The 23,314-nt window shown below is 47.4% G+C and carries 25 protein-coding genes and 1 pseudogene; 10 read left to right on the forward strand and 16 right to left on the reverse strand.

The features are described 5' to 3' along the window. Positions 1–66 precede the first annotated feature (66 nt). From MCG46_RS12405 to MCG46_RS12415, 3 genes are all read right to left on the reverse strand, one after another. Positions 67–1,734 carry a M14 family metallopeptidase gene (locus MCG46_RS12405; protein WP_240280284.1) on the reverse strand — a complete coding sequence of 556 codons (1,668 nt, stop codon included), beginning with the start codon at positions 1,732–1,734 and terminating at the stop codon, positions 67–69. Between the two features lie 110 nt (positions 1,735–1,844). Further along, the gene (locus tag MCG46_RS12410) at positions 1,845–2,771 is read right to left on the reverse strand and encodes a CPBP family intramembrane glutamic endopeptidase (RefSeq protein WP_154237811.1); all 927 of its coding nucleotides are present in this window, start codon (positions 2,769–2,771) and stop codon (positions 1,845–1,847) included. Continuing rightward, complete coding sequence (locus tag MCG46_RS12415) at positions 2,768–3,127, reverse strand: VOC family protein (protein ID WP_240280285.1); 360 nt, start codon at positions 3,125–3,127, stop codon at positions 2,768–2,770. Before MCG46_RS12415 ends, MCG46_RS12410 begins: the two co-directional genes overlap by 4 nt. A 239-nt stretch (positions 3,128–3,366) precedes the next feature. Between MCG46_RS12415 and MCG46_RS12420 the strand changes: the two genes are divergently transcribed. Genes MCG46_RS12420 through MCG46_RS12430 form a run of 3 tightly spaced genes read left to right on the forward strand, consistent with a single transcriptional unit; the run spans position 3,367 to position 7,520 of the window. After that, on the forward strand, positions 3,367–5,145 hold the full coding sequence (locus tag MCG46_RS12420) for a MutS family DNA mismatch repair protein (protein ID WP_240280286.1): 1,779 nt from the start codon (positions 3,367–3,369) through the stop codon (positions 5,143–5,145). Positions 5,146–5,196: 51 nt separating this feature from the next. Next, entirely contained in the window at positions 5,197–6,360 is a 1,164-nt protein-coding gene (locus MCG46_RS12425; RefSeq protein WP_240280287.1) for an amidohydrolase, read from the forward strand. Further along, positions 6,357–7,520: an amidohydrolase gene (locus MCG46_RS12430; RefSeq protein ID WP_240280288.1), complete on the forward strand. Its 1,164-nt coding sequence runs from the start codon at positions 6,357–6,359 to the stop codon at positions 7,518–7,520. Before MCG46_RS12425 ends, MCG46_RS12430 begins: the two co-directional genes overlap by 4 nt. Positions 7,521–7,760: 240 nt before the next feature. Here MCG46_RS12430 and tnpA read toward each other — a convergent pair. Then, positions 7,761–8,103 (reverse strand): annotated as a pseudogene (gene tnpA / locus MCG46_RS12435) (IS200/IS605 family transposase). A gap of 133 nt (positions 8,104–8,236) precedes the next feature. Between tnpA and MCG46_RS12440 the strand changes: the two are divergent. Beyond that, positions 8,237–9,376: a transposase gene (locus MCG46_RS12440; RefSeq protein WP_240280290.1), complete on the forward strand. Its 1,140-nt coding sequence runs from the start codon at positions 8,237–8,239 to the stop codon at positions 9,374–9,376. A gap of 130 nt (positions 9,377–9,506) precedes the next feature. Here the strand turns inward: MCG46_RS12440 and MCG46_RS12445 are convergent, their stop codons facing one another. From MCG46_RS12445 to MCG46_RS12460, 4 genes are all read right to left on the reverse strand, one after another. Next, positions 9,507–9,743 carry a hypothetical protein gene (locus tag MCG46_RS12445; protein WP_240280291.1) on the reverse strand — a complete coding sequence of 79 codons (237 nt, stop codon included), beginning with the start codon at positions 9,741–9,743 and terminating at the stop codon, positions 9,507–9,509. A 464-nt stretch (positions 9,744–10,207) separates the two neighbouring features. Beyond that, a complete protein-coding gene (locus MCG46_RS12450; RefSeq protein WP_240280292.1) occupies positions 10,208–11,119 on the reverse strand; it encodes a CPBP family intramembrane glutamic endopeptidase in 912 nt (303 codons plus the stop codon). Next, a complete protein-coding gene (locus tag MCG46_RS12455; protein ID WP_240280293.1) occupies positions 11,116–11,559 on the reverse strand; it encodes a hypothetical protein in 444 nt (147 codons plus the stop codon). Before MCG46_RS12455 ends, MCG46_RS12450 begins: the two co-directional genes overlap by 4 nt. After that, on the reverse strand, positions 11,538–12,002 hold the full coding sequence (locus MCG46_RS12460; protein ID WP_240280294.1) for a LytTR family DNA-binding domain-containing protein: 465 nt from the start codon (positions 12,000–12,002) through the stop codon (positions 11,538–11,540). Before MCG46_RS12460 ends, MCG46_RS12455 begins: the two co-directional genes overlap by 22 nt. Positions 12,003–12,260: 258 nt before the next feature. On the opposite strand from MCG46_RS12460, the gene MCG46_RS12465 reads away from it, so the two are divergent. From MCG46_RS12465 to MCG46_RS12480, 4 genes are read left to right on the forward strand one after another with little or no spacing between them, the layout of a single operon-like run. After that, positions 12,261–12,578, forward strand: coding sequence for a PadR family transcriptional regulator (locus MCG46_RS12465; protein WP_020224086.1), 318 nt, complete (start codon positions 12,261–12,263; stop codon positions 12,576–12,578). Continuing rightward, complete coding sequence (locus tag MCG46_RS12470; protein ID WP_240280295.1) at positions 12,571–13,161, forward strand: HAAS signaling domain-containing protein; 591 nt, start codon at positions 12,571–12,573, stop codon at positions 13,159–13,161. Before MCG46_RS12465 ends, MCG46_RS12470 begins: the two co-directional genes overlap by 8 nt. After that, complete coding sequence (locus MCG46_RS12475) at positions 13,155–13,373, forward strand: hypothetical protein (RefSeq protein WP_240280296.1); 219 nt, start codon at positions 13,155–13,157, stop codon at positions 13,371–13,373. Before MCG46_RS12470 ends, MCG46_RS12475 begins: the two co-directional genes overlap by 7 nt. A gap of 20 nt (positions 13,374–13,393) precedes the next feature. Then, on the forward strand, positions 13,394–14,284 hold the full coding sequence (locus MCG46_RS12480; RefSeq protein ID WP_240280297.1) for a CPBP family intramembrane glutamic endopeptidase: 891 nt from the start codon (positions 13,394–13,396) through the stop codon (positions 14,282–14,284). Between the two features lie 138 nt (positions 14,285–14,422). On the opposite strand, the gene MCG46_RS12485 is transcribed toward MCG46_RS12480, so the two are convergent. Both MCG46_RS12485 and MCG46_RS12490 read right to left on the reverse strand, forming a co-directional pair. Continuing rightward, positions 14,423–14,680 (reverse strand): DUF3795 domain-containing protein, encoded by a 258-nt coding sequence (locus MCG46_RS12485; protein ID WP_240280298.1) that lies wholly within the window; start codon positions 14,678–14,680, stop codon positions 14,423–14,425. A gap of 58 nt (positions 14,681–14,738) precedes the next feature. Beyond that, positions 14,739–15,953, reverse strand: a complete 1,215-nt coding sequence (locus MCG46_RS12490; protein WP_240280299.1) for a helix-turn-helix transcriptional regulator — start codon at positions 15,951–15,953, stop codon at positions 14,739–14,741. A gap of 147 nt (positions 15,954–16,100) precedes the next feature. Between MCG46_RS12490 and MCG46_RS12495 the strand changes: the two genes are divergently transcribed. After that, complete coding sequence (locus tag MCG46_RS12495) at positions 16,101–18,017, forward strand: FAD-dependent oxidoreductase (protein ID WP_240280300.1); 1,917 nt, start codon at positions 16,101–16,103, stop codon at positions 18,015–18,017. Positions 18,018–18,214: 197 nt separating this feature from the next. On the opposite strand, the gene MCG46_RS12500 is transcribed toward MCG46_RS12495, so the two are convergent. From MCG46_RS12500 to MCG46_RS12525, 6 genes are all read right to left on the reverse strand, one after another. After that, entirely contained in the window at positions 18,215–18,997 is a 783-nt protein-coding gene (locus MCG46_RS12500) for an HAD-IIB family hydrolase (protein WP_240280301.1), read from the reverse strand. 74 nt (positions 18,998–19,071) lie between these two features. Then, a complete protein-coding gene (gene pssE / locus MCG46_RS12505) occupies positions 19,072–19,554 on the reverse strand; it encodes a PssE/Cps14G family polysaccharide biosynthesis glycosyltransferase (protein WP_240280302.1) in 483 nt (160 codons plus the stop codon). After that, a complete protein-coding gene (gene pssD, locus MCG46_RS12510) occupies positions 19,554–20,024 on the reverse strand; it encodes a PssD/Cps14F family polysaccharide biosynthesis glycosyltransferase (RefSeq protein ID WP_240280303.1) in 471 nt (156 codons plus the stop codon). Before pssD ends, pssE begins: the two co-directional genes overlap by 1 nt. 53 nt (positions 20,025–20,077) lie before the next feature. Beyond that, positions 20,078–21,784, reverse strand: a complete 1,707-nt coding sequence (gene ptsP, locus MCG46_RS12515; RefSeq protein WP_240280304.1) for a phosphoenolpyruvate--protein phosphotransferase — start codon at positions 21,782–21,784, stop codon at positions 20,078–20,080. A gap of 11 nt (positions 21,785–21,795) precedes the next feature. Further along, positions 21,796–22,023: a phosphopantetheine-binding protein gene (locus MCG46_RS12520; protein WP_020224097.1), complete on the reverse strand. Its 228-nt coding sequence runs from the start codon at positions 22,021–22,023 to the stop codon at positions 21,796–21,798. Positions 22,024–22,055: 32 nt separating this feature from the next. Then, a complete protein-coding gene (locus MCG46_RS12525) occupies positions 22,056–22,388 on the reverse strand; it encodes an MG284/MPN403 family protein (RefSeq protein ID WP_240280305.1) in 333 nt (110 codons plus the stop codon). A 233-nt stretch (positions 22,389–22,621) separates the two neighbouring features. Between MCG46_RS12525 and MCG46_RS12530 the strand changes: the two genes are divergently transcribed. Further along, complete coding sequence (locus MCG46_RS12530) at positions 22,622–23,272, forward strand: hypothetical protein (protein ID WP_240280306.1); 651 nt, start codon at positions 22,622–22,624, stop codon at positions 23,270–23,272. The last annotated feature ends 42 nt before the right edge of the window (positions 23,273–23,314 follow it).

The raw sequence follows: 23,314 nt of genomic DNA on the forward strand, positions 1-23,314 counted from the left end.
CTGAAATAATCCTGGCTTAAACATCCGCAGAAATACGGCGCTTCCCTTTGTCCTTCCACTGTGTGCTTATTCAATCGTGCATACGGCGCGGATCTGTCCGGCCTGAGCGCACATGACCTGCAGCTCAACCGTCGTTGGCGCTGGGGCCCGGATAATCCATTCAAACTGCTTACGCATCGCTGCAGTTTGGCCATAGACGCCGGAAAAGGACAGCTCGGTCTGATCCAAAGCATAGCCCTCCAGCGCTTCAATTTCACTTTGCGCCTGTCCCTGGATAATCTCTGCCCCGCTCAGCTCTACCCGGATTGGTTCCGCCAGTTTCATCTGCCTACGCTGAGAGCTGATATAGGTCGGCAGATACCCATGATTGACGATTTCAGCGCTCAGCTTCACAAAATCATGGCCTAACGGCTGCGCCTGGAAACGACGAATGGCCAGTCTTGGCAGCAGGCAAACCTGACGCAGCGCAAACCGCGTCGCTTTCTCGCATTCCTGTTTCAGATAAGCCGGCGGACAGTTCTGAATGGTAAACTTGTAATCCAGACCGCCGATTTCTACTTGACCAAACTGCGGATGATCCCACGCTGTCCAAGCCTTCCAGGCCTGCGGGCAGTGCGCGTCGATCCACTTTAATGTCAGTTTCTGCTGGCGTAAGCGCTCCGCTTCGCCAAGATCTGGATCCAGCTGTTCTTCCACCGAGATTCCAGCTCGGCTTTGACAATCCCACAGCTCCGCTGTCACCGCAAAAATACCACGGTTCAGATAAGCCCAGTCGTCACCGGCCCCGGCGGCATAGTCTTCTTCCGTACAGTGAAAGCCATCGTACAGATTCAGCAGCGGATATCCCATTTCTTCTTTCGCCAGCGCGCCGATCGCATGAACAATCTTACGGTCCAGCGGCTCCTGCTGCGCTTCAGAAAACGGGCCTGGCGGATTGAGAATCATGCCGCCGCTGGTATGATGGGTGATCATCACGCCGACATTGGGATGCGCGATCAGAAAATCAGCCACAGCCCGGGTTTCCGGGTTGTCCAGCGGATAATTGCCCGCGCCGGGCTGTTCCGGTTTCCACCAACATGGATAATTGCGGTTAAAGTCCAATCCCCACAACGCCGGTGCGGCTTTCAGCACAGAATCCGTTTTTCCCTGAAGCATCCCTTCCGGCATGACGGTATAAAACACGCCTTCGATTTCATCCGGACGGCGCCGGCGCAGCAGCCGCGGTTCTTCCTCATCCGCCGCCCAGGCTCCGTCTTCATCCGCAATCCGCATCCAGCGGATCACGCCATCCCCATCCAGATCCTGCCGGACGACCCCTTCCAAAGCTTTACCCGAAGGTCGGTTAACCGAGCGCAGTGCAGCGGGGGTTTTCAGATAGACTTCTGCCCCATCCGGCGAAATCCGCGGAATAAAGGTAAAGGTATAGGTCTGCAACAGCCGGGCGATCTGCGGATCATCATGCATCGTCAGAAGAACATCCAGCTGATGCAGCGCCGCCATCGAACCGGTCACTTCCCCGGCATGCGTATTGCCGTCAATGTGCTGCGCCGGTTTCTCATCAAAATTCCCGGTGCCAAGATCCGTGACTTCCACAGCCCACAGTTCTCGCCCTTCCGGCGTCTGGCCTAAGCTCTTCAAGTGCATATACTTCGGATACTGTTCTTTAAAGTAAAGCAAACGTTCAGTCAGCTCAGCATAATCTGCGTAATGATCGTAAGTAAATGTTGTTCTCATTCCGTCATCTCCATTCTCATAAAATCAGTGTATCACTGTTCGATTCCCTCGGCAAAACAAATGTGTTTTAAAAAAAACATAAAATAAAAAACCGGCCGAAACCGGTTTGATTAAAGTTTAATCGTTAATACGTTCAAAACACCGTACAAAATCAGCGTGATCACCATCGCCCAGGACAGAAAGAACTGCTGGATCAAAACCCAGGGATTCGCCTCCCGGCGGATGATGATCCGCTGATGCCGATTGCGGATCAGCGCGGCTAACGCCAAGGCGTAGATGAGGATGCAGCTTAAGCCGATAATCCAGGAATACTGAACCGGCACGCACTGCAAAGCCACCGTCTGCAGGTTGATCGCAATGTGGATGATCAGCGCCGGCAGGATCGAATTGAAGCGCATTGTGACGACCGCCAGAAAAACGCCCAGGAAAAAGGAAGGCAGAATACTGATCAGATTGCCGTGCATCAGCGAAAATAACAGTGAGCTGGCAAAAATGGCAAAATAATTGCCCATGCGGCCAAAGCTGCGCAGACACACGCCGCGGAAAATAAACTCCTCGCATAACGGAAAGATCAGAACAGCCTGAACAACACTTAAGATGACTGCCGGCAGCTTACCCTGCACAATCATTTCTGAAGAAGCGAATTGAATATTTGACCAGCTGAGCACCAAAGCCAAAATCCCGACGATGAAGGTTAAAAGCAGATTGAGTGCCAGACCGATCAGAATCAGTTCGAGAATTTCCCGCCATTCACCTTGGCAGGCGCCGAAAAACCGTCCGGTTTTGATCTTTTTCAGCGCGGCATACACCTGAAACGGAAGAAGCATGACGACTAAGGTTACAACGATCCGGATTCCCATTTCCGCAGCCTGCCGGTCCACAGTCTGATAATACGGTTCCAGAATTGGAGTCAGCCACTGATATCCGAAGATCACCCCGGCCGCTAAGGCAAAAACGACCAGAAACGTTAAGCCGATACCATTGAATTCCCGACGCAGCTGACGCGGCGTTACCGTCTGAACAACACGCTCGCTCATTGTTCTCCCTCCTCTAAAATCTTTTGAAACTCGACTGTATAGCCATCGGGATCCTGAATGAAAAAGGAATACACCGCAAACTGCGGATGCCGCTGCGGCGCACGAACCCCTTTCGTTCCTTTGAATGTTTCATAAAGCCGATCCACTTCGGTACAGTTTTCACAGTTAAAGGAAATGCACGAATAAGCCGGAAGCTCAAAATAATCCGTTTCGACAAATCCCAGATATCCGTATCCGCTGTCGTAGATATGACAGCCGTTTTGGATATGCCAAAGCTTTAACCCTAATTGCTGAATATAAAAAGCATCTGTCGCAGCCAGGCTGCGGCATTGATAAAAGACGACCATGGATTGCATAATAATTCGCTCCTGTTCTCTGATGCAGAACTGTCTTAAAGGCTTTTTTATTATCGCATATTTTTTTCAGAATGAAAATAGCGACCCTTGCCGCTTTTCCTGCTGTTTTCGTAATTTAAGTCCTGGTTCTTTCGATTTTACAATCTTTACCTGAATTCACCGGGTTGATTTCCAGCTTTGATTTTCCCCGGCATCTGGCTTATACTAAGGCTATTCATGGACATTGAAGGAGGAATCCGATGCAGAAAGAAAAATGGGAAGCTCAGCTTCACGAGGCTCAGACGCAGCGCGATCAGTTTCACCATAAAAATTCACAGATCGCCGTGCTTCGCTTCGCTTTGTTTATCCTTAGCGCGTGGTCTTTTTTTCAGCTGGTGGACGGACATTACGGATACGGACCGATCTTCGCCGCCGGTTTGGCAGGCTTTTGTCTGGCGCTGTCAGCCCATCAGAAAAACCATCGGCAGCTTTTGGAAAAAGAAGCCCGGATCCGTGTATTGACACGCTGCTTAATGCGTTTTAACGGCCAGTGGCAGCAGGAACCGGACACCGGGGAGGAATATTTATCCCCGGATCAGCCGGCAATGGCCGATCTTGACGTCTTTGGACCGCGTTCCTTGTATCAGTTCTGCTGCATGGCGATCCTGCCGCAGGGCCGTCAGGCGTTGGCTGCTTATTTTCAGGACACAGTTTCGGCGGATCAAATCCGGCAGCGTCAGAAAACGGTTGAAGCTTTGATTCAGGCTCCGGACTTTATGCTTGAGGATTGGACATGTACGCATGCCCTGTCCCCGCAAACCGCCGCGGCTCTCGCTTACGTTAAGCTTGTTGAGCTGGTTCAGCCGGTCAGCCTGCCGATTCCCGCCTGGTTTATCCGTTGGATGCCGGCGGTGACGCTGACCTTGTTGGGATTAAGCCTTCTGCGCTGGATCTCGCCGCTGTGCTTTATCCTCATCTTTTTTGTCCAGTCCGCACTGGCCTTGTTTTCCTTGGGCTATGTGCACCAGCGCCTGCAGGCCGTGGCCAAAGTGAGACAAGGACTGCAGAATTCTCTGATCCGCTGTCAGAAGCTGGATGCTTCATCTCTTTCCAGTCCGCTGATCGATTCGCTGAAAGTTCAGCTCCGCCAGCCCAACGGCTTATTGAAAGGCGCCAAACAGCTCGACCATCTGCTCAGCCGATTGTCCTTGCAGGCCAATCCATTTCTCTATTTGCCGGCCCAGCTTTTCCTTTTATGGGATCTGCAGTGCGTCCAGACATGGAATCAATGGCAGGCTCAGGCTGGGCAGATTTGGATTGCCATCATGAACCAGCTGGGTGAGTTGGAAGCGTTGGAAGCGTTGGCGATGATGGCCCTGACCCATCCGGAAACCTGTCTGCCGCAGTTTCATGAGACCCCAGCCCCAGTGCTGACCTTTACTCATCTGACTCATCCGCTGCTCAATCCCGAACAGGCGGTAGGCAATGATTTTACGCTGGATCATTCGCTGACGCTGGTCACCGGTTCCAACATGTCCGGCAAGACAACGTTTATGCGCACGGTTGGTCTGAATCAGATCCTGGCTGCAGCCGGCGGACCCGTCTGTGCCCAAAGCATGACGACCTGCGGTTTTACGGTACTCACCTCAATGCGGATTCGTGATGATGTCAATGAAGGAATTTCAACGTTCTACGGCGAGCTGCTGCGGATCCGTAAGATCATGGATGCAATTCGGCAGGAAACACCGATGTTGGTGCTGATTGACGAAATCTTTAAGGGTACCAATTCCCTCGATCGGATTGACGGCAGCGCTCAGGTGTTGAAGCATCTGAATCATCCGTGGGTGCGGGCGATGATCACGACGCATGATTTTGAACTTTGCGAGCTGAAGGAACAGGCTGGACTGTCGCTAATCAACGTTCATTTTGAAGAACATTACCAGGATCAGAAGATTTTCTTTGATTACAAGCTGAAACCGGGCCGCTGTACCCAGCGCAATGCGAAGTATTTAATGAAAATGATCGGAATCACGGATTGATTTTCAGGGTATTTAGGATACAATAAATTCATATAGATTGGGGGACATACAATGATCGCTATCACACACGGCAAACTGCTGACCATCACCAATGGAACGATTGAAGACGGAACGCTGCTTATCGACAACGGCAAGATCACAGCGATTGGAACCGACATTTCCATTCCCGAAGGAGCTGAGGTCATCGACGCTTCCGGGAAATGGGTGACGCCGGGACTGATCGACGCTCACACGCACATCTCTACGTTCAATGAACCGCATTGGATGCCGCATATCGGCGACGGCAATGAAATCACAGCACCGGTCACGGCTCAGATCCGCGGGATTGACGCGCTGAATCCATTTGACATGGCAATTAGTGCAGCCCGCTCAGCGGGGTTTACGACCTGCTACACCGGCCCGGGCAGTGCCAATGTTATCGGCGGCACGGGTTTAAGCTTCAAGCTGAAAAACGCCGCGACCGTTCAGGAAATCGCGATTGAAGGCTCAGAAATGATGAAAATGGCGCTGGGGGAAAATCCGAAGCGCTGTTATGGTTCGGAAAAGAAAATGCCGATGACCCGCATGGGTACCGGCGCGGTTCTGCGCAAAGCGTTATTCGAGGCAAAGCAGTACAGCGACGATCTGGCAAAAGGCAAGGATATCAAGCGCGACTTTGATCTGGAAGCCCTCGTTCCGGTTGTCCGCGGTGAAATGCGCTGCCGGATTCACTGCCATCGGGCTGACGATATCGTCACGGCGATCCGCATCGCTGAGGAATTCCAGCTGGATTACACGATTGAACACTGCACTGAAGGCTATAAGATCCTGGACTTTTTGAAAGCAAAAAAAGCCAAGGTTGTCATCGGTCCGCTGCTGATGGGTCCGCAGAAATTTGAGATCTGGGGCTGCCGTCAGGATACGCCGGCGGTCTTTGAAAAGGCCGGCATCGAAGACTTCTGTCTGATGGCCGATGATTCTTCCGCAACCAAATGGCTGCCGGTACACGTCGGCATCGCGATGCGCCAGGGCCTCAGCTTTGAACAGGCGCTGAAATGCGTAACGATCAATCCGGCACGCTTATTGCAGCTGGAAGATCGGGTCGGTTCCCTGGAAGTCGGCAAAGACGCGGATATCGCGATCTTTAACGGCATGCCATTCTCCAACCTGACCTTATGCGAGCAGGTCATCATTGACGGTAAGCGGGAATTCACCCGTCAGCAGGGGGATTTATGATTGCAATCGTACATGGAAAATTATTCACTGTCACGCAGGGTGTCATCGAAGACGGCACGATCCTGATTGACGGAAGCCGGATCACAGCGATCGGCAAAGATATTGAAATTCCTTCTCAGGCTCAGATTCTTGACGCCTGCGGCAAATGGGTCACTCCGGGTTTGATCGACGCCCACAGCCATCTGTCCGGCTTAAATGAACCGGCCTGGATGCCTTCGACCATGGATGCCAATGAAATTACCAATCCGGTAACCGCCCAGGTGCGGATGCTGGATGCCTTCAATCCATTTGATGAAGCGATTCCCAAGGTCAGAAACGCCGGGTTTACAACCTGCTGTACACTGCCGGGCAGCGCTAATGTCATCGGCGGCATCGGCTTCTCGTTTAAGCTGAAAAAGGCCGCGACGGTTCAGGACATGATGATTCCGGGAACGGAGGTCATGAAAATGGCGCTGGGTGAAAATCCAAAGCGCTGTTATGGGCCGGATAAAAAAATGCCGATGACCCGCATGGGTACCGGCGCTGTTTTACGCGAAACCTTATTTCAGGCCAAGGTGTATTCCGATAAACTGAAGAAAGCGGAAACCGATCCGTCGGTTCAGGTTGAACCGGATTTCCGCCTGGATCCGCTGGTTCCGGTTGTCCGCGGAGAACGCCGCTGCCGGATTCACTGCCATCAGGCTGACGATATCGTCACCGCGATCCGGATCGCTGAAGAATTCAATCTGTGCTATGCGATTGAGCATTGCACAGAAGGCTATAAAATTAAAGAATTCTTGAAAGAAAAGAACATCACGGCGGTGGTCGGACCGTTGAAAATGGGACCGATGAAATTTGAAATCTGGGGCTGCCGTCAGGATACCCCGGCGGTTTTTGAAGAAGCCGGAATCAATTTCTGTCTGACCGCGGACGGCGCTTCGGATACAGTCTGGCTGCCGACGGATATCGGAATTGCGATGCGCTATGGATTAAGCTTTGAAACAGCACTGGAATCGGTTACCCTTCGCCCAGCCCGGCTCTTAGGCCTTGAAGACCGCATCGGTTCACTGGAAGTCGGAAAAGACGCGGATATCGCCATTTTTGACGGTATGCCGTTTGAAAATCTGACGTCGTGTCTGGCAACGATCATCGAGGGTAAGATCGAGCACTGCGCGCTCTGACCGTTAAACTTCTGTCAACGAAATCAAGCTGCACCACGCTGGGATTTTCCCTGTGATGCAGCTCTTTTTTTGCCTTCTATCTTGATTATTTTATGGTCATTGGAGCCGATCTAATGCGATTGTAAAGGTCTGGACGCCGGCCGCGCCGACAGCGATTTCATAAATTAAATTCTTTCGTTTTTAGTAGGCGGAAACCCACTGTCTTTAGACGAAGGGAGGAGCCTTGTAAATTGTTAACTATTAACCTTGGCTCTCGATATATTTTTGTCTCGTAGCTGATGATACTTCTGCAATGCTACAAGCAAAATAGCCGTCAGACCAAAATTTGCGTTTCTTCCAATCGTGTTTAGATAGAAAATTATAATATTGAGTCCAAAGATAATGAGTTGTTTTCTGTTTAATAATTTTTACAATATCACATACTCTATCTGTTGTATCGTAGCTGACTAGAAAATGTATAGGGTCTTTGTCTGTTTCCATAGCGATTATTTCCCAATTCTATGCCTTGCCTAGTTCTTTGTTTTGTATCGTCCGCAATATGGCCTTGAAGTAATTATTTGCGATATTTTGTCACGAGTACAATACGTACTTTTAGACTATATTTACGTCTGTTATGACAATTATACGCTTATCCATAATCCACCTCAAAATATTGATTTTCACGGATAAATGCTCTATAATTAACTCAGTGGAATATCAATGAAAGGAGGACACGGATGCCACAAATTACAGTTACAGCTAAAATACAGATAGCTCCAAGTGATGATGATAAAGTACTGCTTACTTCTACCATGTCCGCTTATACAGATGCTTGTAATTATGTTTCAAACTATGTATTCCAAACACACAACTTAAAGCAGTTTGCCCTTAATAAGGTACTGTATTCTGACTTACGAGATCGATTTGGCTTAAAATCTCAAATGGCTCAGTCTGTTTTAAAGACTGTTATTGCGAGATATAAAACCATTCTTGAAAATCAGAATGAGTGGATGAAACCTAATTTTAAAAAGCCACAATATGACCTTGTTTGGAATCGAGATTATTCTCTTACGCATGACTGCTTTTCAGTCAATACATTGAATGGACGTGTTAAGTTACCTTATTTTGCTCAAGGTATGTCTCAATATTTTGACCATAGTATTTATAATTTTGGCACAGCCAAACTTGTAAATAAGCATGGTAAATATTTTTTACACATCCCCGTTACTTACGAAGTAGAAGAATGTTCTAATGACGAAATTTGCAATATTGTTGGCATCGACAGAGGGATTAACTTTGTTGTTGCTACTTACGATAGTCAACACAAATCAGGTTTTGTTAGTGGCAAAACGATTAAACAAAAAAGAGCACAATATTCTAAACTTCGCAAAGAATTACAAAAGCGTCAGACACCCTCAGCCAGACGAAGATTGAAGGCTATGGGCTCACGAGAAAACCGTTGGATGCAAGATCTTAACCATCAAGTATCAAAGGCACTCGTGGAATCTAACCCAAAGCATACACTCTTTGTTTTAGAAGATTTAAGCGGTGTGCGTTCTGTCACAGAACGAGTGCGTACAAAGAACCGTTATGTATCTGTATCCTGGTCGTTCTACGATTTAGAACAAAAACTTATTTACAAAGCAAAACAAAATCAGTCTCTTGTGCTCAAAGTAGACCCTCGTTATACAAGTCAGTGTTGTCCGGTATGTGGACATATTGAAAAGTCGAATCGTAACAAGAAAATCCATTTGTTTACTTGCAAGAACTGTAGTTATCAATCCAATGATGACCGTATTGGAGCTATGAATCTATATCGTATGGGAATCCACTATCTTGCCGATAGTCAAGTACCTAATAGAGTTACAGCAGAGTAAATCTTTGTTGTAAAGGGTGCTGTCAACCACCCTATGATGTAACGCCACTTTAGATATCAATATCTATTGGGGTTTAAAGGTCGGAGGCGTAAGCTGTTACTACGACTGGGCAGTTGCAAGCCCACTCCCTTTAGGTGGTGGGTAGTTGACATTTTTCAAACTCGATGATCAAATTCCCGTTATGATCAAGATGAAACAGACGTTCAGGACCGATTAAAGAGATCCGATCCAGGTCGTCGTTGTATACAGCCTGTTCTGCCTCCGGCTTGGCTTGAATTTGGCGTTTTATTTCCTGGGCAATCCGCTGTTGGTAATCCGTTCCGGCCAAGTCTATCAGCGTCAAGGTACGGCCGGTTCCGGCTTCCACATTGTAACAATCAACCGTCTGACTGGACTGAGCCCGGACATAGGTGGAAAGAATCGCAAACGACAGATATTGATCGTTATTGCAGTATAACTGATAATCAATTGAAATCCGGGCCGGAATATAATCCGCTTCGTCTCCCCCAGTTTGAATTCAGGCCTTTTTCACTTGTTTTATAACGGAGTCGGAAATCTGTCATTTTCTCTTCAATTTGTTCATCGCTGTTTATTTTACCATTTTTATGATGACCCAGACAGTCAACTTCTCCTCCGATTGGCTGTTTTTCATCGGATAAGAATGAACATCGTTAACCTACGCAACCGGCTAAGGGGATAGTTTAAGACATGCTAAAAAGAAATAGTAAGATTATGCCGTTCACCGCATCATTTCACCGTTTCTCTTTTTGCCTATTACGATTTACTTAAATTCGAATAAGAGCCCAGCAAAGATCCTATAAAATCCCTTTTTCACTTCCTGCCTTTATTCAGGGGCAGGCGATTTTCTGCTTGTTTCAGCAGCCTTAACATAACCAGAGCGCAGAGCATCAGCCCAAGCATTCCGATCAAACCGGTAGGATTGGGGCCCAGCAGCGTATTTTCCAGACTGACGGAAAGGAAGACCGGGACTTCTCCGATCAGATTAACTACCCCATGAATGACCGCGGCATACATGCAATTTCCGCTGATGAGGGTGACATAGCAGCAAAGGATCCCCAGCGTCATGCACACCAGCATCATCATGACCATATTGCTAGACGGCGCCAGCGGATTATTCAGACTGTAATTAAAGCCGAAATAGATTAAAGGCAGATGCGCTGCACCCCAAAGAAAACTGTTGAGAAGCACAGCTTTACGAATACCGTAACGCTGGATCTGCTTTGGCAGAAGATACCCGCGCCAGCCTAGCTCCTCGCCCAGTTCCAGCAGCTGCAGCGGAAAGCAGACCGCAGCCAAAGCCACTGTGACCAGCCAAAATGCCGAAAGGGAACGAATCGGGGCTTCGCCTTCGATTCCCAACAGGGGTCCATATCGGAAGATTCCGCTGTAAGTCTGCGGAAAAAGGGCAAAATAAACAACCGCGCCGATCACGATCAGAATTCCCGGAATAACAGCACAGAACAACCACAATCCAGGCCGTTTCCAAAGCTTCAAAGACAACGGCCACGGACTTTGATCCTGTGTGATCTTCCTTGTCACTAAGGCCGCCAGAACCGGAAACGCGGTAAATCCTTTCTGCAGTCCTTCATAAATCAATATTCGTGCCTCCCCCTGCCTCAGCCAAGCTGCAAAGCCCAACCCAAAGCAAACACCTAAAACGCAAAGCAGGTACAGAACATCCGGTCTAAGAAACCACTTCGTCTTCTTCGTCCCGGTCTTCATTGGGTTCGCCTCGTTTCCCGTTCCTGCAGCAAGCGCAGCTCTGCCGTCAGCTCGTTTGCGGCTCGCCTGGCAATCAGATAGTCAATCCCCTGCACGATGACACAGATGACTGCCGCACTCAGCATAATCACCGCCGCCATGGACCTTTCCAGAGAAGGCTCAAAAGCATAGGAAACAAGCACAACGACAACCTCAATCAATCCAAACTGAATGACTTTCCGCCCTGCCATCGCCCTTACGCTCAGCTCATGTTTCGAATAAGTTACAAACGAAACAAGAACACAGAAAAAGGCGTAGACAAAGGGAACAAATAAAATCATCGGACCAAGTTTAACCGTGGGCTGTAAGAGCCAGCCAAGAAGACCGATCACCAGCGTAATTCCTGCCTGAATCAATAGGAAATCAAGCAGCCGGGCTTTTAGAAATTCTTTAAATTCCATGTCAGTTCCTCCTTAATCTGCCGCTTTACCTGCCGAACATAGCGGCGGGAAATAATGACCTCTTCGCCATTTTTCATCCGTGCGCAGTAACGGCCATTGATCGCCGGACGAATCGATTCCACCTTCATCAGCGAGATCAGAAACGCTTTGGAACACCGGACAAATTTCTCACTGCGCAGCTGTTCTTCCAGTTTATACAACCGTGTCCGCAGTTCAAAGACGCCAGTTTCGGTATACGCAAAGGTCTTTTCACCCACGGCCTCAATATACAAAATCTCATCGTAGTAAACTGGACGCTGCGTGCTTCCGGTCATGCCGATCAGTGATTTTTCCTTGGATAAGCAGTAATTTCTGATATCTTCAAATTCCGGCGTGAATGCAACGCATTCCAGCACCACCTGTTCTTCCTGACGTGAAGTCACATTTCGAATCACAACACGCATAGAACCTCCCCTTTCATTCTTCTTTATTCTTTCATAGTCTGCCTGGCTTTTCTACACGCGAAACGATAAGATGCATAAAAACTGGATGAGGTGCATTTTGTGCTTTTCATCAACCGCGGTTCAAGGATGGGGTAAACCAAAAGATTCGGATTCTTTCTTGATTCGTTCTCTGCAGTGAAAATAAAACGTTGGAATATCCTAATACTGCTTGACACCTTATACTATGTAATATATAGTATAATGCGTAAGGGGGTAATTATGGATAGTCAACTGAAAAAAGGCTTATTGGAAATCTGTGTACTGGCCGCCCTGGCCAAGCAGGATTCTTATGGTTATCAAATCATCAAAGACGTATCCCAGGTGATCGAGATCTCAGAATCAACGTTGTACCCAATTCTGAAGCGGCTGGAAACCAGTCATGATCTGGAGACCTATTCTGTTGAACATAACAGCCGGCTGCGTAAATATTATCGGCTGACTGACAGCGGCCGCCGGCATATCACTGATTTTCTGGATGACTGGAAAGCGGTGGTGGCCGTGATCGATTTTATTAAAGGAGAAGTTCACTATGACTGAAAAAGAATATCTTGACGCGTTAAACAAAGCGCTGAAATGGCTGCCTAAATCAGAAAAAGACCTCTGTTTCGATTATGCCCGGGAAATGATTGAGGATCGGATTGAAAACGGGCTGTCTGAAAGTGAAGCTGTAGCGCAGCTTGAAACACCGCAGCAGCTGGCTAAAGCGTTTCTTGAGGACCGCGGCAGTCTGAAATTTAAGTTTTCTCTGCCGTTAAACAATGTCAGTACGCTCATTCTGTTAATCTTGGGCTTTCCGTTATGGGGAACTTTGCTTCTTGCGGGTTTAATGATTTTGTTAGCCGGATTCTTGATTGCCGGATGTGTTCCGTTTGTCTGCGTCGTCATGACAGTCAGCCTGTTGTTTGTCGCGCTGGTCAGCATCAGCGCCAGTCCGCTGGTCATGGCCAGCGTCTCGCTTGGCGTCGGAATCCTTCAGTGCGGAATCGGCGTCATCGCCTTAGGCGGTCTGCTTTTAACAGCCCTGGGTGCTTCCGTTACCATTCCGCTGTTTAAGACTTTGGTCATCAACACCACGCAGTTTCTGCGGTCCCTATTTTTTCAGGAGGTAAAGAAATGGTAATTCGTAATTTCAGAAAAAAAGCCCTGGCCCTCGGGCTGGCTCTGGTTTTAAGTGGCTCCCTTCTGGTCGGCGCCGGATTGGCTGCGGGCGGATCTCAAGCATTAAACGCCGGTTCTTCCAAGCCCTGGTATCAAACGATCTGGATTGAAGACGGACAGGTTGTGATCAGTCTTGACTGCTTTGGCGGTTCCTTGTTTCACATCAGCTTTTAATTCATAAAGGAGTATTCGTCATGAATTTATCGCATTCTTCCGGCACAAAAAAACAGCTCGGTCTTTTTGCCGGACTGACTCTGATCTTTCTGATTTTCTTTACAATTTTATACGCCGCTCAGCGGGATGACCGGCTGCTTTCTTTGTTGATGCTGACCCCGGCGCTCAGTGTTCTGATCGTTAACCGGCTGACCCACGATCATCGCTCTTTGTTTTTGAAGCCGCAGCTGAAGCGCAATGCTTTCACTTACGGCCTCAGCTGGTTTCTGCCGCCCGTTTTGGCCTTTCTTGGTGCAGGTCTTTCCTTTCTTTTCTTTCCCGCTCATTTTCAGCCGCTAGCATCCAGCTTTGCGGTCAAAAATGGCATTACTGACCTGTCGGCACTGGGATCGCAGCTGATTCCGATGGTTCTGCTTGCGATGCTTGTCAATCCCTTCGGCGGTCTGCTTCCAGCCCTGGGGGAAGAATTAGCCTGGCGGGGCTGGCTGCTTCCCCGCCTGCAGGAATTTCTGGGAGTGAGAAGAGCGGTTCTTGCGACGAGTTTGATCTGGGGATTGTGGCATGCCCCTATCATCCTGTTAGGTTATAATTACGGACCCGACCATCCGCTGCTCGGCGTGCTGATGCAGTTGTGGTTATGCTTGATACAGGGTGTGATTCTGGCATGGCTGCAGCTGAAAAGCCAATCGGTGTGGACCTGTGCCTTATGGCATGCTTCCCTCAACGGCATTGACCTCTACACTGCCTCTGCGCTGCTGACTGCCGGAACTCTCAGCCCTCTGATCGGGCCGGATCTGACCGGACTGATCGGTGGATTGGGCTTTGCCGCAGCCGCTGTCTTCTGTTGGAAACAACTGAAATTGACGCCGGATTGCCCTGCCATTTCAATTCCTTCCCACTTTGAACGATGAAAGCAATGCATAAACAGCGTTTTGTATGAATTAACCCAAAAATCCCGCCTGTTTTCAGACGGGACAGCTTAACATAACACATCATTTTTATCTGATGCTGAGAAAATCTCTGCCCTCTGTTTTATTCAGGGGGCATTTTTATTTTATCGGCATCGTTTGTTTCTTCCACTTCAGCCAGTCTTTATCCAGCACAGTACAGCGCGGCCGGGTCATGATGGTTTCACAGGGAAAAATCCGGCATTCTCCGCATGCCGTTAATCCCTGACGAAGTACGCAGTCCCGGGTAAAACAATCCCCTGTCCGATGGGCTTTCAAACATCCCGGGCAGATTCCTTGAATCAAGGTTGGACAGCTGCCGCAGTAATAGCCGCATTTACCTAATAATTGTTCATCCATTATTTTCTCCCTCTTTCAATTTAGCTGTTTATAGCCGCTTGCAGTAGAAGTCATGGCATTAATCTTGTGGTTCTATCGGCTTGAACTGTAAACGATATTGGATCGGCGTCTTCCCGCAATACTTTTTAAAAATTTCCGTAAAGTAGCGTACGCTGTTGAAACCGACCTCACGGCTGATTTGGTTTATCGTCATTGTTGTTTTTTCCAAATCTCTGCAGGCTTTTTCTATTCGCAGGCCCGAGATAAAATCGGGTAAAGAACGGCCGGTCTGACGATTGAATTCACTGCTGAGATGGCTGACATTCGTATTGGTGTATTCCGCGACCAATTTTAATGAAATATCCTTCATATAATTCTCATGGATAAATCCCAGCGCTAACAGGACTTCCGCTGTATACCAAGGGCTGCACTCTCTGTCTTGATAAAGCCGACGAATTTGATTCTCTAAATGATTTTGATATTCACTCAGCGAGAAAAAATCCTGTGGTGTAAAATCAAGGTCCAGCTGCACACCGTATACCTTAACAAACAAGCTCAGGATAGCCATGACAAAGGTATGCGCGGCCATGCAGCAGTTCATATCCAGCGAATTACGAATCAAATAATCGAAGACATAATTCACCTGTTCTAAAACAGCTGACAGATTACCGGTACATAGCTCGTTGCGCAGCCGCCGGCAGTTCTCATAGATTGCAAGAATACCCGGATCAATTCGTTGTTTCAATACTTCTTCTGTGATCACCAGGCAGTTTAATTCAAAAAAATGCAGATCATTCAGCTGACGAGCTTTTAAATAAGCCCAATGCATACCTTCATACCCCTGGTAGGCTCCCGTCAGCGAAGTGGCAACAAAGCGCTGATTTTCCGTTGAATAAGGAGGACGCTGCAGAAAATAACGATGAATTTCTTCTCCAATCTGTACTGCACTTTTCTGACAATCCACATCTTTACTAAACAGCACAGCCAGCTGTTTGGAATTATCAACTTTAATCAGAAAACAATTTCCCCGGCAATGATTTTTATCCAGCAGTTTTTCAATTTCCCTATAAATCGCGTGTGTGGCTTCCACTTGCTGCTGAAAGATCTTAGAATCAACGATCAGATTATATTTCTTGTCAATCCCAGTAATACAGAAATAATATTCCTTTAAATCAAACCGCAGCGGAATTTGATTGTTTTTAACAAAACTTTCAATCAACAATTCTTTATCATCCCACAAGCAATAATTGATCAGCATATTATTTCGGACAAAATCCGTTGATGCTTTTTCCAATAATTTTTTCTCTTCCATGATTTAATCGTACCATGAATTTCCAAAATGCAGAAGGGACAACTGTAATTTTTGCAAAAGCAAAGTTTTTCGCAGATCATGATCATTTTTTATCATGATAAAATGTTGACATCAAGGGAGGAAAATGAAATGAAAAAGCTGTTAGCACTTGCAACGGCAGCCTTTTGCGTTATTAGCTTAGGCGCCTGTGCGACCAACAACGGTGGTACATCAACACCAAATACCAACGGCGGGTATACGTTTGCGGATACGATTCAATGGGACGCAGAATATGACGTCGTCGTCGCCGGCTTCGGTGCGTCCGGAGCCGTCACTGCCAAGACGGCTGCTGAGAATGGAGCATCAGTCCTGATCGTCGAAAAATGCAGTGAAGGGGAAGCTGGGGGCAACTCGAAGGTAGCCGGTCAGCTGTTTGCCTATGGCAACGGCAATGTTGAAGAAACAAAGAAGTATTATCAGGCTTTGGCGGGGGATACGGAAGTTCCGGAAGCTATGCTGGACACCATCGTCAACGGGGTTGCCCATATGGCAGAAACCTTAGTTAACGACTTCGGTTTAAACAAAGAGGATTTTGTTGATTGGACAGGCTATCCAGTCATCGGCGTTATGTCTCCGGAATATCCTGAATTTGAAGGTTCAGATTCTGTCGGATTGTGGACAACCCACATGGGAACGAGTGATTCTCACTTATATCAGATTCTGAAAGAACAAGTTATCAAAAACTCCGATAAAATTGACGTCTGGTTTGAAACACCCGCAACCGAACTGATTCAGGATCCAATGTCGGGTGCAGTCATCGGAATTAAAGCAACACGCGGCAATCAAGTAAGTAATATCCGTGCACTCAACGGTGTTGTCTTATGTACTGGTGGTTTTGAGGACAACCAGGAAATGGTTCAAGACTATATTGGTCTGACTGACTACGCTCCAATCGGCGGCTTATACAACACCGGTGATGGAATCAAGATGGCGCAGGCTGTCGGGGCTGATCTGTGGCATATGCATGTCTATGAAGGCGGCTTCGGTTTGGGCGGCGTTTCCTTCTATGTTGAAGAGGGTCAGCGCGCGTCTCAGATTCAGGTTTTAAGTCAGGGACCGCTGAACACTGGAGCCTTGGTTCTGTTAGGCATGGATGGAGATCGGTTCGTCAACGAATCTGTGCCTGTCCGTCATGGTCATATGTATATGAATGGTACCTGGCATAATCCAATTTACCCGGATAAAATGTGGACTGTTTATGATCAGACACAGGCCGATCTGATTAGCGAAGCCCAAGCGATTCCTGAAGCTTTCCGTTCCCAGGTTGTTGAAGCCTCTTCCTTGGAAGAACTGGCTGAAAAGACAGGCATGAAGCTGGATCAGCTCAAGGCTACCATAACGAACTTTAACGATTATGCAAAACAGGGTACAGATGAACAATATCATCGTGAAGCAGAAACGATGCGTCCATTTGATGGAACAAAGTATTATGCATTCCCAGTTAAAGCCGAAATCCTAAATACACAGGGTGGTCCAAAGCGAAATGAGAACGCTGAAATCCTGCATGTCAACGGTAATCCAATTCCGCATTTGTACTCTGCAGGTGAAATGGGGGGTATTACTTCTGAGCATTATCAGGGTGGAACAAATCTGGCTGAATGCATTATCTTCGGACAGATTGCCGGTAAAAACGCGGCTGCGGCGAAGGAAGCCTTGCCAGAATACACGCTGGCCCCTCAAGTAGAATCTACCCCGACAAAATTAGGTGAAGTCACTGATTTGAATAAAGAAACCAACTACGAAACCGCGGCGAATGAATATATCGGTGAAGGTACCGGTATGGGAGGCAAGCTTGTTGTTAAAGTGACAATGGATGGCGATAAGATCGCAAATGTTGAGATTCTTGAACATTCTGAATCTGAAACCATTTCTGATCCAGCAATTGAACAGCTGCCAAAAGCCATTATGGAAGCGAATGGAACCGAAGTCGATACAATTTCAGGCGCTACCGTCACTTCTAAAGCGATTATTGAAGCGGTCAACCAAGCATTAGCCCAAGTCAAATAAAGTTCCATATTCAATATGGATATTAAAATAAAAACAGCGGTCACACGCTGTTTTTTTAACGATTGAGCCTTATAATCGCAATGCTTTTAGACTTTTAGCATTCTTTTTGGACCCGCTCAATTCAGACCGTTGAAGTCTTTCCAGTTAATTTTTATGAGCTGGTTTCAATGGAACTCATTAGGCTTTTTAAGCCTGACCTATTCCCTTCCTGATTCAAGATAATCCAGACAATCATCAACGGTATCAAACAGCCGACTGGCTGCCGCTTTGGCCGCCTCCACCCCCGAACTCATCGCAAAGCCGTTCAGTCCTTCAATCATCGGCAGATCGTTGTAATCATCGCCGATCACATAGACTTCATCGGCGTTCAGCCAGGCTGCCGCCTGTTCCACACCGGTCTGTTTTGAAACACCGCTGGCGACGATATCCAGGGTTCCGCGATTGAGGTAGCTTTCCACAATATCGCCAAATTGTTCCTGAATCTCTGCCTGAATTTGCGCCATCCGATGCCGGTCCTCGATCCAGGCCGCCATCGAAATCAGCCGGCCCGCAGCTAAGACCTCCGCCTCGCTCTGCACCGTTTTGAAAAACAACTCGCGCCGCTGCAAGGAACGCGCACTTTGATGAATATGTTCATTGATATGATAACCGCTGGCCTCACCATTGCAGAAGGTAAACGATTCAAAATCCGACTGCTTCAAATACGCGATCAACGCACATCCCCGCTCAAAGGGAATCCACTTTGCTTCAATAATGTTCTTATCCCGATCCGCAATCATCGCTCCATTGGAACAGATAAAGACATCCGGATACACTTGGTTGCGGTGGGCTTCATCATAGATTAAATTAAGGGCCCGGCCTGTCACAATGCCGAAACAATGTCCATGCTTTTGAAACTGCGCGACGCGCGCGGCTGTTGCGGGATCGACCTGCGGCGCTAACCGCAGCGTTCCATCATAATCGGATGCCAAAAACTTCATTCACTTTCCTCCCCTGTTTTCTAATTTCTGCTTCCATAAATCTTTCTTAAAAATATTTACTTCCTTTTTTGGACTTAAGCGTGTTTCTCAATCCAATCCTCAAGCAAGGCAATCATGTTCGAGGTGTTGCTGACAAGGGGTTTGCAAACAAAGGTTTCAGCTTGCTTTAACACTTCATCCAGCCGGTCAAAATCATGCAGAGCTAAAAGATGTCCCTGCTTCTCGAAGCTGGATACAATCTCCGTCTGATGATCATTGTGATGTTCATGGTACTGAGCCAGCCGCGGTGCCGCAATGATCGTCTTGCCCAGCCGCAGACCGGCCATGATTGTCCCAACTCCGCCATGGGTGATCAACAGATCGCATTGCGAAAGCAGCTGATCAAATTGTTCCATGGGAATCAAATCAAAAAGTTTCATTTTTTTTGAGGCGAAGGCTGTGCAGCCGGCCTGGACAATGACCTCATCGGTGATCGTGCCGTTTTCCAGCTGTTTTTCTATCGCTTCCAGCAAGCGCGGGAAGGCTTTATCCTGTGTACCTAACGTTACTAAAATCATCAGAAGATCCAACCTCCCATCACAGCATTCGGATACAATTCAAGCATCGATTCCCATTGAACGATAAACAGATCGGCAATTGGATAAACCAGTTTGCCGGCTTCAGTCTGGGTCGTGGAATTGGCAAAGGTTTCAATCCAGATCACTTTCTTTTTGAAGAAATGCGCGATAAAGCACATCGGAACCGCAGTGTGCGTCCCGGTTGTGATCACAACATCAGGCCGGATTTTAACAAACAGACAGAAGCTTTTGATAATATTCCACGCAAAAATGAATAGATAAGACAAAAGATGCTGCTTTGTCCCATAGGCCAGATAATGCATTTTTTTCCCATATTTCTCTTTTAAAGACGCGTTCGATTTCGTTTTTTCCGTAACCAACGAAGCGTCAAAACGTTGAAACAGCGGCTCAAGCTGCAGCAGCTCGGTTAAATGACCGCCGGTTGAAGAAATAAACATGACTCTTTTCATGGTATCACCTGCACAAATAAAATAAAGAGTGGAGTTCCACTCTTTATTTTACATTATTTTAAGCTGTTTTTCACTAATTCTGTAACTTCTTTAATATTGCCGCACTGCAATGCTTTTTCCGCCATGACTTCCATTTCCTGTTTGGATAAGGAACGGATCATCTTGCGGGTCCGCAGAATGCTGGAAGCCGACATGGAGAATTCATCCAGGCCCAAACCTAACAGTACCGGTGCTGCCAGTTCATCGCCGGCCATTTCACCGCACATGCCAACCCATTTGCCTTCCTTATGTGCTCCATCAATCGTCATCTTAACCAGACGCAGGATGGATGGATTCAGCGGCTGATACAGATAGGAAACTTTTTCCGACATTCTGTCAGCAGCCATTGAATACTGGATTAAATCGTTGGTACCAATGGAGAAGAAATCCGCTTCTTTCGCAAACTGATCTGCCAAAACGGCAGCGGCCGGAATTTCAACCATCATGCCCACTTCGATATGATCGGAAACGGCAGCGCCTTCACTGATCAGCTTCGCCTTTTCTTCTTCAAACAGCGCTTTGGCCTGACGGAATTCATCCAGCGTGGCGATCATCGGGAACATGATGCACAGCTTGCCGTAAACGGAAGCCCGGATCAATGCGCGCAGCTGTGTTCTGAAGATATCCGTTCTGTCCAGACACAGACGAATTGCACGATATCCCAAGAACGGATTCATTTCTTCCGGGAATGTGAAGTACGGCAGTTTCTTATCGCCGCCGATATCCAAGGTCCGGACAACGACTTTCTTGCCGCCCATGCCTTCCAGGACTGTTTTATAGGCCTCAAACTGTTCGTCTTCACTTGGGAAGTCCAGTTCGCTGTCCATATATAAGAACTCCGTACGGTACAGACCTACGCCTTCACCGCCATTGTTCAGAACACCTTCAACATCCTTCGGCGTACCGATATTGCCCGCCAATTCAACTTCATGACCATCGGTGGTCACGCTCTTTGCATCTTTCAGGACCTTCAGCGCTTCTTTTTCTGCTTTAAATGCTTCAGCTTTCGCTTCATATTCCTTTACCTGCTCCGGCGTTGGATTCAGGATAACCTGACCCTCAACGGCATCCAGAATCAAGAGATCGCCCTGATCAGCCTGTTCCATGATGCCGGCACAGCCGACCACCGCAGGGATTTCTAAGCTTCTCGCCATAATCGCGGAATGGGATGTCCGTCCGCCTGTCGCTGTGGCAAAGCCCAGCGTATACTGTTTGTTCAGCTGCGCTGTATCTGATGGTGTTAAATCTTCCGCAACAATGACAACTTCCTCATTAATGGCTGTCAGATCTGGAATAACAGCACCGACGATGTTGCATTTCAGACGGAAAGTAACATCTTTGACATCAGCAGCTCTTTCTTTAAAATAATCATTGTCCATCGACTCAAACATGGAAATCATCATGTTGGCAACTGTTTCTGTTGCAAACTCCGCGTTGCAGCTTTCATTCTTGATCATTTCTTCGATCTGTCCGGACAGTTCCGGATCGTTCGCCATCATCAGATGAGCGTCGAAAATCGCCAGCTCTTCCTCTGAAAGTTTGCCTTCCGCTTTCGCTTTTACCGCTTCAATATCCGCCTGTGTCTTAACCAGTGCTGCCTGGAACTTGGCTACTTCTGCCGCACTGTCACATTCTTTCTTTTCGATATTCAAGACCGGCTGTTGGAGCTTGTACACTTTTGCGATAGCGATTCCTGACGATGCTGCGATACCTTTTAACATACTACTTCCTCCTAATTTGATATCTCTTGCGACAAATCCAGCACATCCTGAACGGTACTCAGTTTCAGCATGGCTTCATCCTCAAAGGTCAGGTTCATTTTTTCCTCGAAATTTAAGAGAATTTCCACCAGATCCACGGAATCAATGCCCAGCTCTCTGAGGTTCGTCCGGGGTGTAATTTCGACTTCGTCTTTGACTTTTTCAGCCAGCAAGGACCTCAATAACTCAAACGTTTCCATCTTTCCACCTCTACAAGAAATGATATCATTTTTTACACGTTCAGGCAATCAATAAATTCATGGATCGCCCGCTGGCGAAGCCGATAAAATGTGCTTTTTGTATAGTAATTATAGAACCATCCGTCAGCGCTTTCATCCAAAAATTCCCGGACGATGATTTCCCTGTACATCTCCGGCAAAGCCTCCAAGGCACTTTCGTACAGCGCAACCGTCAGCTCATCGCACTGCTGCTCCTCGCTCACCTCCAACTTCCGCTCTTTCATCAAATGCCGATGCAGCTTCAGCCGCTGAGACGACTTGCGGTAGCATTGTGTAAGATACCGAATGATCCCCTCCTGTTCGCGGTTTTTCAGTAATTTGTTCATGATCTAGTCCTCCTCTCCTTTTTTTTGCCTTCTATTATACTTATTGCGCAAATTCCCGAAATTCCCCGTTTTTTCTCGCTTATCGTAAATTTTTTTATTTCTTTCCCGGTTTTTAACTTCTTTTCCGCAAAAATCACTTAAAAATCAAGTTTTTACGCTTAGGTAAGCTTTGCAAATGGGTTTCATCGTGACAATTATTCCGGTTTCGATTACAATAATGACGGAGGTTTTCTATGAATAAAACAACAATACCCTTTCCTAAAATACTGATATCGCTCGTCATTTATTTCGTCCTGCCGCTGAGCGCAGTCTGGCTGAACCGTTTTGTCGATTCACTGACGATTACATACACTTTAATTTACAGTGCCACTGCGCTGATCCTGGTTATCATCAACTGGAACGTTTTCAGTCTGCATCTGCAGCGTTTTTCCCAAAACATCAAAGACTGTCTGTTATTTACGCTGATCTGCCTGATTGCCATCATCGTTCTGCAGCTGGGCTATCATTATATCCTGAAGCCCGGCGGCATGATCGTTGAACGTGAAATTCTGCTTCATTACACCTTTTTTATTCCGGCGATGGTGCTGGCCTATTCTCTCTGTTATGCCGTCAGCTTCACCCTGGCGTTTAAAATTTTTGTTGACCGGATTCACTTGCAGGTCAATGAGTCGATGACAATTTTGATCTCCGGATTTCTGTTCGGATTTCTGTGTACCGTCGGCCTGCTTCCAAGCACCTTCGATCAGTTTCTGCGGCTGTTCGGATATTTCTTTTTGACTTCGACCCTAGCTTCCTATGCCTATAATCAAACCCATTCCATCATTCCGATGACCTTGGCTTATTCCCTTGTTTTATTGGGAAACATTCTGTTGATTCTGATCTAAACGAACAGTCTTTTTAAAACAGCGGACTTTGCCGCTGTTTTT

Origin of the sequence: Holdemania massiliensis, assembly GCF_022440805.1 — a bacterium.
GTDB classification, from domain to species: Bacteria; Bacillota_I; Bacilli_A; order Erysipelotrichales; family Erysipelotrichaceae; genus Holdemania; species Holdemania massiliensis_A.

Bases quoted from the DNA above. Each gene is read 5' to 3' on its own strand.
- MCG46_RS12405 (WP_240280284.1), bottom strand. From the start codon at position 1,734: ATGAGAACAACATTTACTTACGATCATTACGCAGATTATGCTGAGCTG.
- MCG46_RS12410 (WP_154237811.1), bottom strand. From the start codon at position 2,771: ATGAGCGAGCGTGTTGTTCAGACGGTAACGCCGCGTCAGCTGCGTCGG.
- MCG46_RS12415 (WP_240280285.1), bottom strand. From the start codon at position 3,127: ATGCAATCCATGGTCGTCTTTTATCAATGCCGCAGCCTGGCTGCGACA.
- MCG46_RS12420 (WP_240280286.1), top strand. From the start codon at position 3,367: ATGCAGAAAGAAAAATGGGAAGCTCAGCTTCACGAGGCTCAGACGCAG.
- MCG46_RS12425 (WP_240280287.1), top strand. From the start codon at position 5,197: ATGATCGCTATCACACACGGCAAACTGCTGACCATCACCAATGGAACG.
- MCG46_RS12430 (WP_240280288.1), top strand. From the start codon at position 6,357: ATGATTGCAATCGTACATGGAAAATTATTCACTGTCACGCAGGGTGTC.
- MCG46_RS12440 (WP_240280290.1), top strand. From the start codon at position 8,237: ATGCCACAAATTACAGTTACAGCTAAAATACAGATAGCTCCAAGTGAT.
- MCG46_RS12450 (WP_240280292.1), bottom strand. From the start codon at position 11,119: ATGAAGACCGGGACGAAGAAGACGAAGTGGTTTCTTAGACCGGATGTT.
- MCG46_RS12455 (WP_240280293.1), bottom strand. From the start codon at position 11,559: ATGGAATTTAAAGAATTTCTAAAAGCCCGGCTGCTTGATTTCCTATTG.
- MCG46_RS12460 (WP_240280294.1), bottom strand. From the start codon at position 12,002: ATGCGTGTTGTGATTCGAAATGTGACTTCACGTCAGGAAGAACAGGTG.
- MCG46_RS12465 (WP_020224086.1), top strand. From the start codon at position 12,261: ATGGATAGTCAACTGAAAAAAGGCTTATTGGAAATCTGTGTACTGGCC.
- MCG46_RS12470 (WP_240280295.1), top strand. From the start codon at position 12,571: ATGACTGAAAAAGAATATCTTGACGCGTTAAACAAAGCGCTGAAATGG.
- MCG46_RS12475 (WP_240280296.1), top strand. From the start codon at position 13,155: ATGGTAATTCGTAATTTCAGAAAAAAAGCCCTGGCCCTCGGGCTGGCT.
- MCG46_RS12480 (WP_240280297.1), top strand. From the start codon at position 13,394: ATGAATTTATCGCATTCTTCCGGCACAAAAAAACAGCTCGGTCTTTTT.
- MCG46_RS12485 (WP_240280298.1), bottom strand. From the start codon at position 14,680: ATGGATGAACAATTATTAGGTAAATGCGGCTATTACTGCGGCAGCTGT.
- MCG46_RS12495 (WP_240280300.1), top strand. From the start codon at position 16,101: ATGAAAAAGCTGTTAGCACTTGCAACGGCAGCCTTTTGCGTTATTAGC.
- MCG46_RS12500 (WP_240280301.1), bottom strand. From the start codon at position 18,997: ATGAAGTTTTTGGCATCCGATTATGATGGAACGCTGCGGTTAGCGCCG.
- pssE (WP_240280302.1), bottom strand. From the start codon at position 19,554: ATGATTTTAGTAACGTTAGGTACACAGGATAAAGCCTTCCCGCGCTTG.
- pssD (WP_240280303.1), bottom strand. From the start codon at position 20,024: ATGAAAAGAGTCATGTTTATTTCTTCAACCGGCGGTCATTTAACCGAG.
- ptsP (WP_240280304.1), bottom strand. From the start codon at position 21,784: ATGTTAAAAGGTATCGCAGCATCGTCAGGAATCGCTATCGCAAAAGTG.
- MCG46_RS12520 (WP_020224097.1), bottom strand. From the start codon at position 22,023: ATGGAAACGTTTGAGTTATTGAGGTCCTTGCTGGCTGAAAAAGTCAAA.
- MCG46_RS12525 (WP_240280305.1), bottom strand. From the start codon at position 22,388: ATGAACAAATTACTGAAAAACCGCGAACAGGAGGGGATCATTCGGTAT.
- MCG46_RS12530 (WP_240280306.1), top strand. From the start codon at position 22,622: ATGAATAAAACAACAATACCCTTTCCTAAAATACTGATATCGCTCGTC.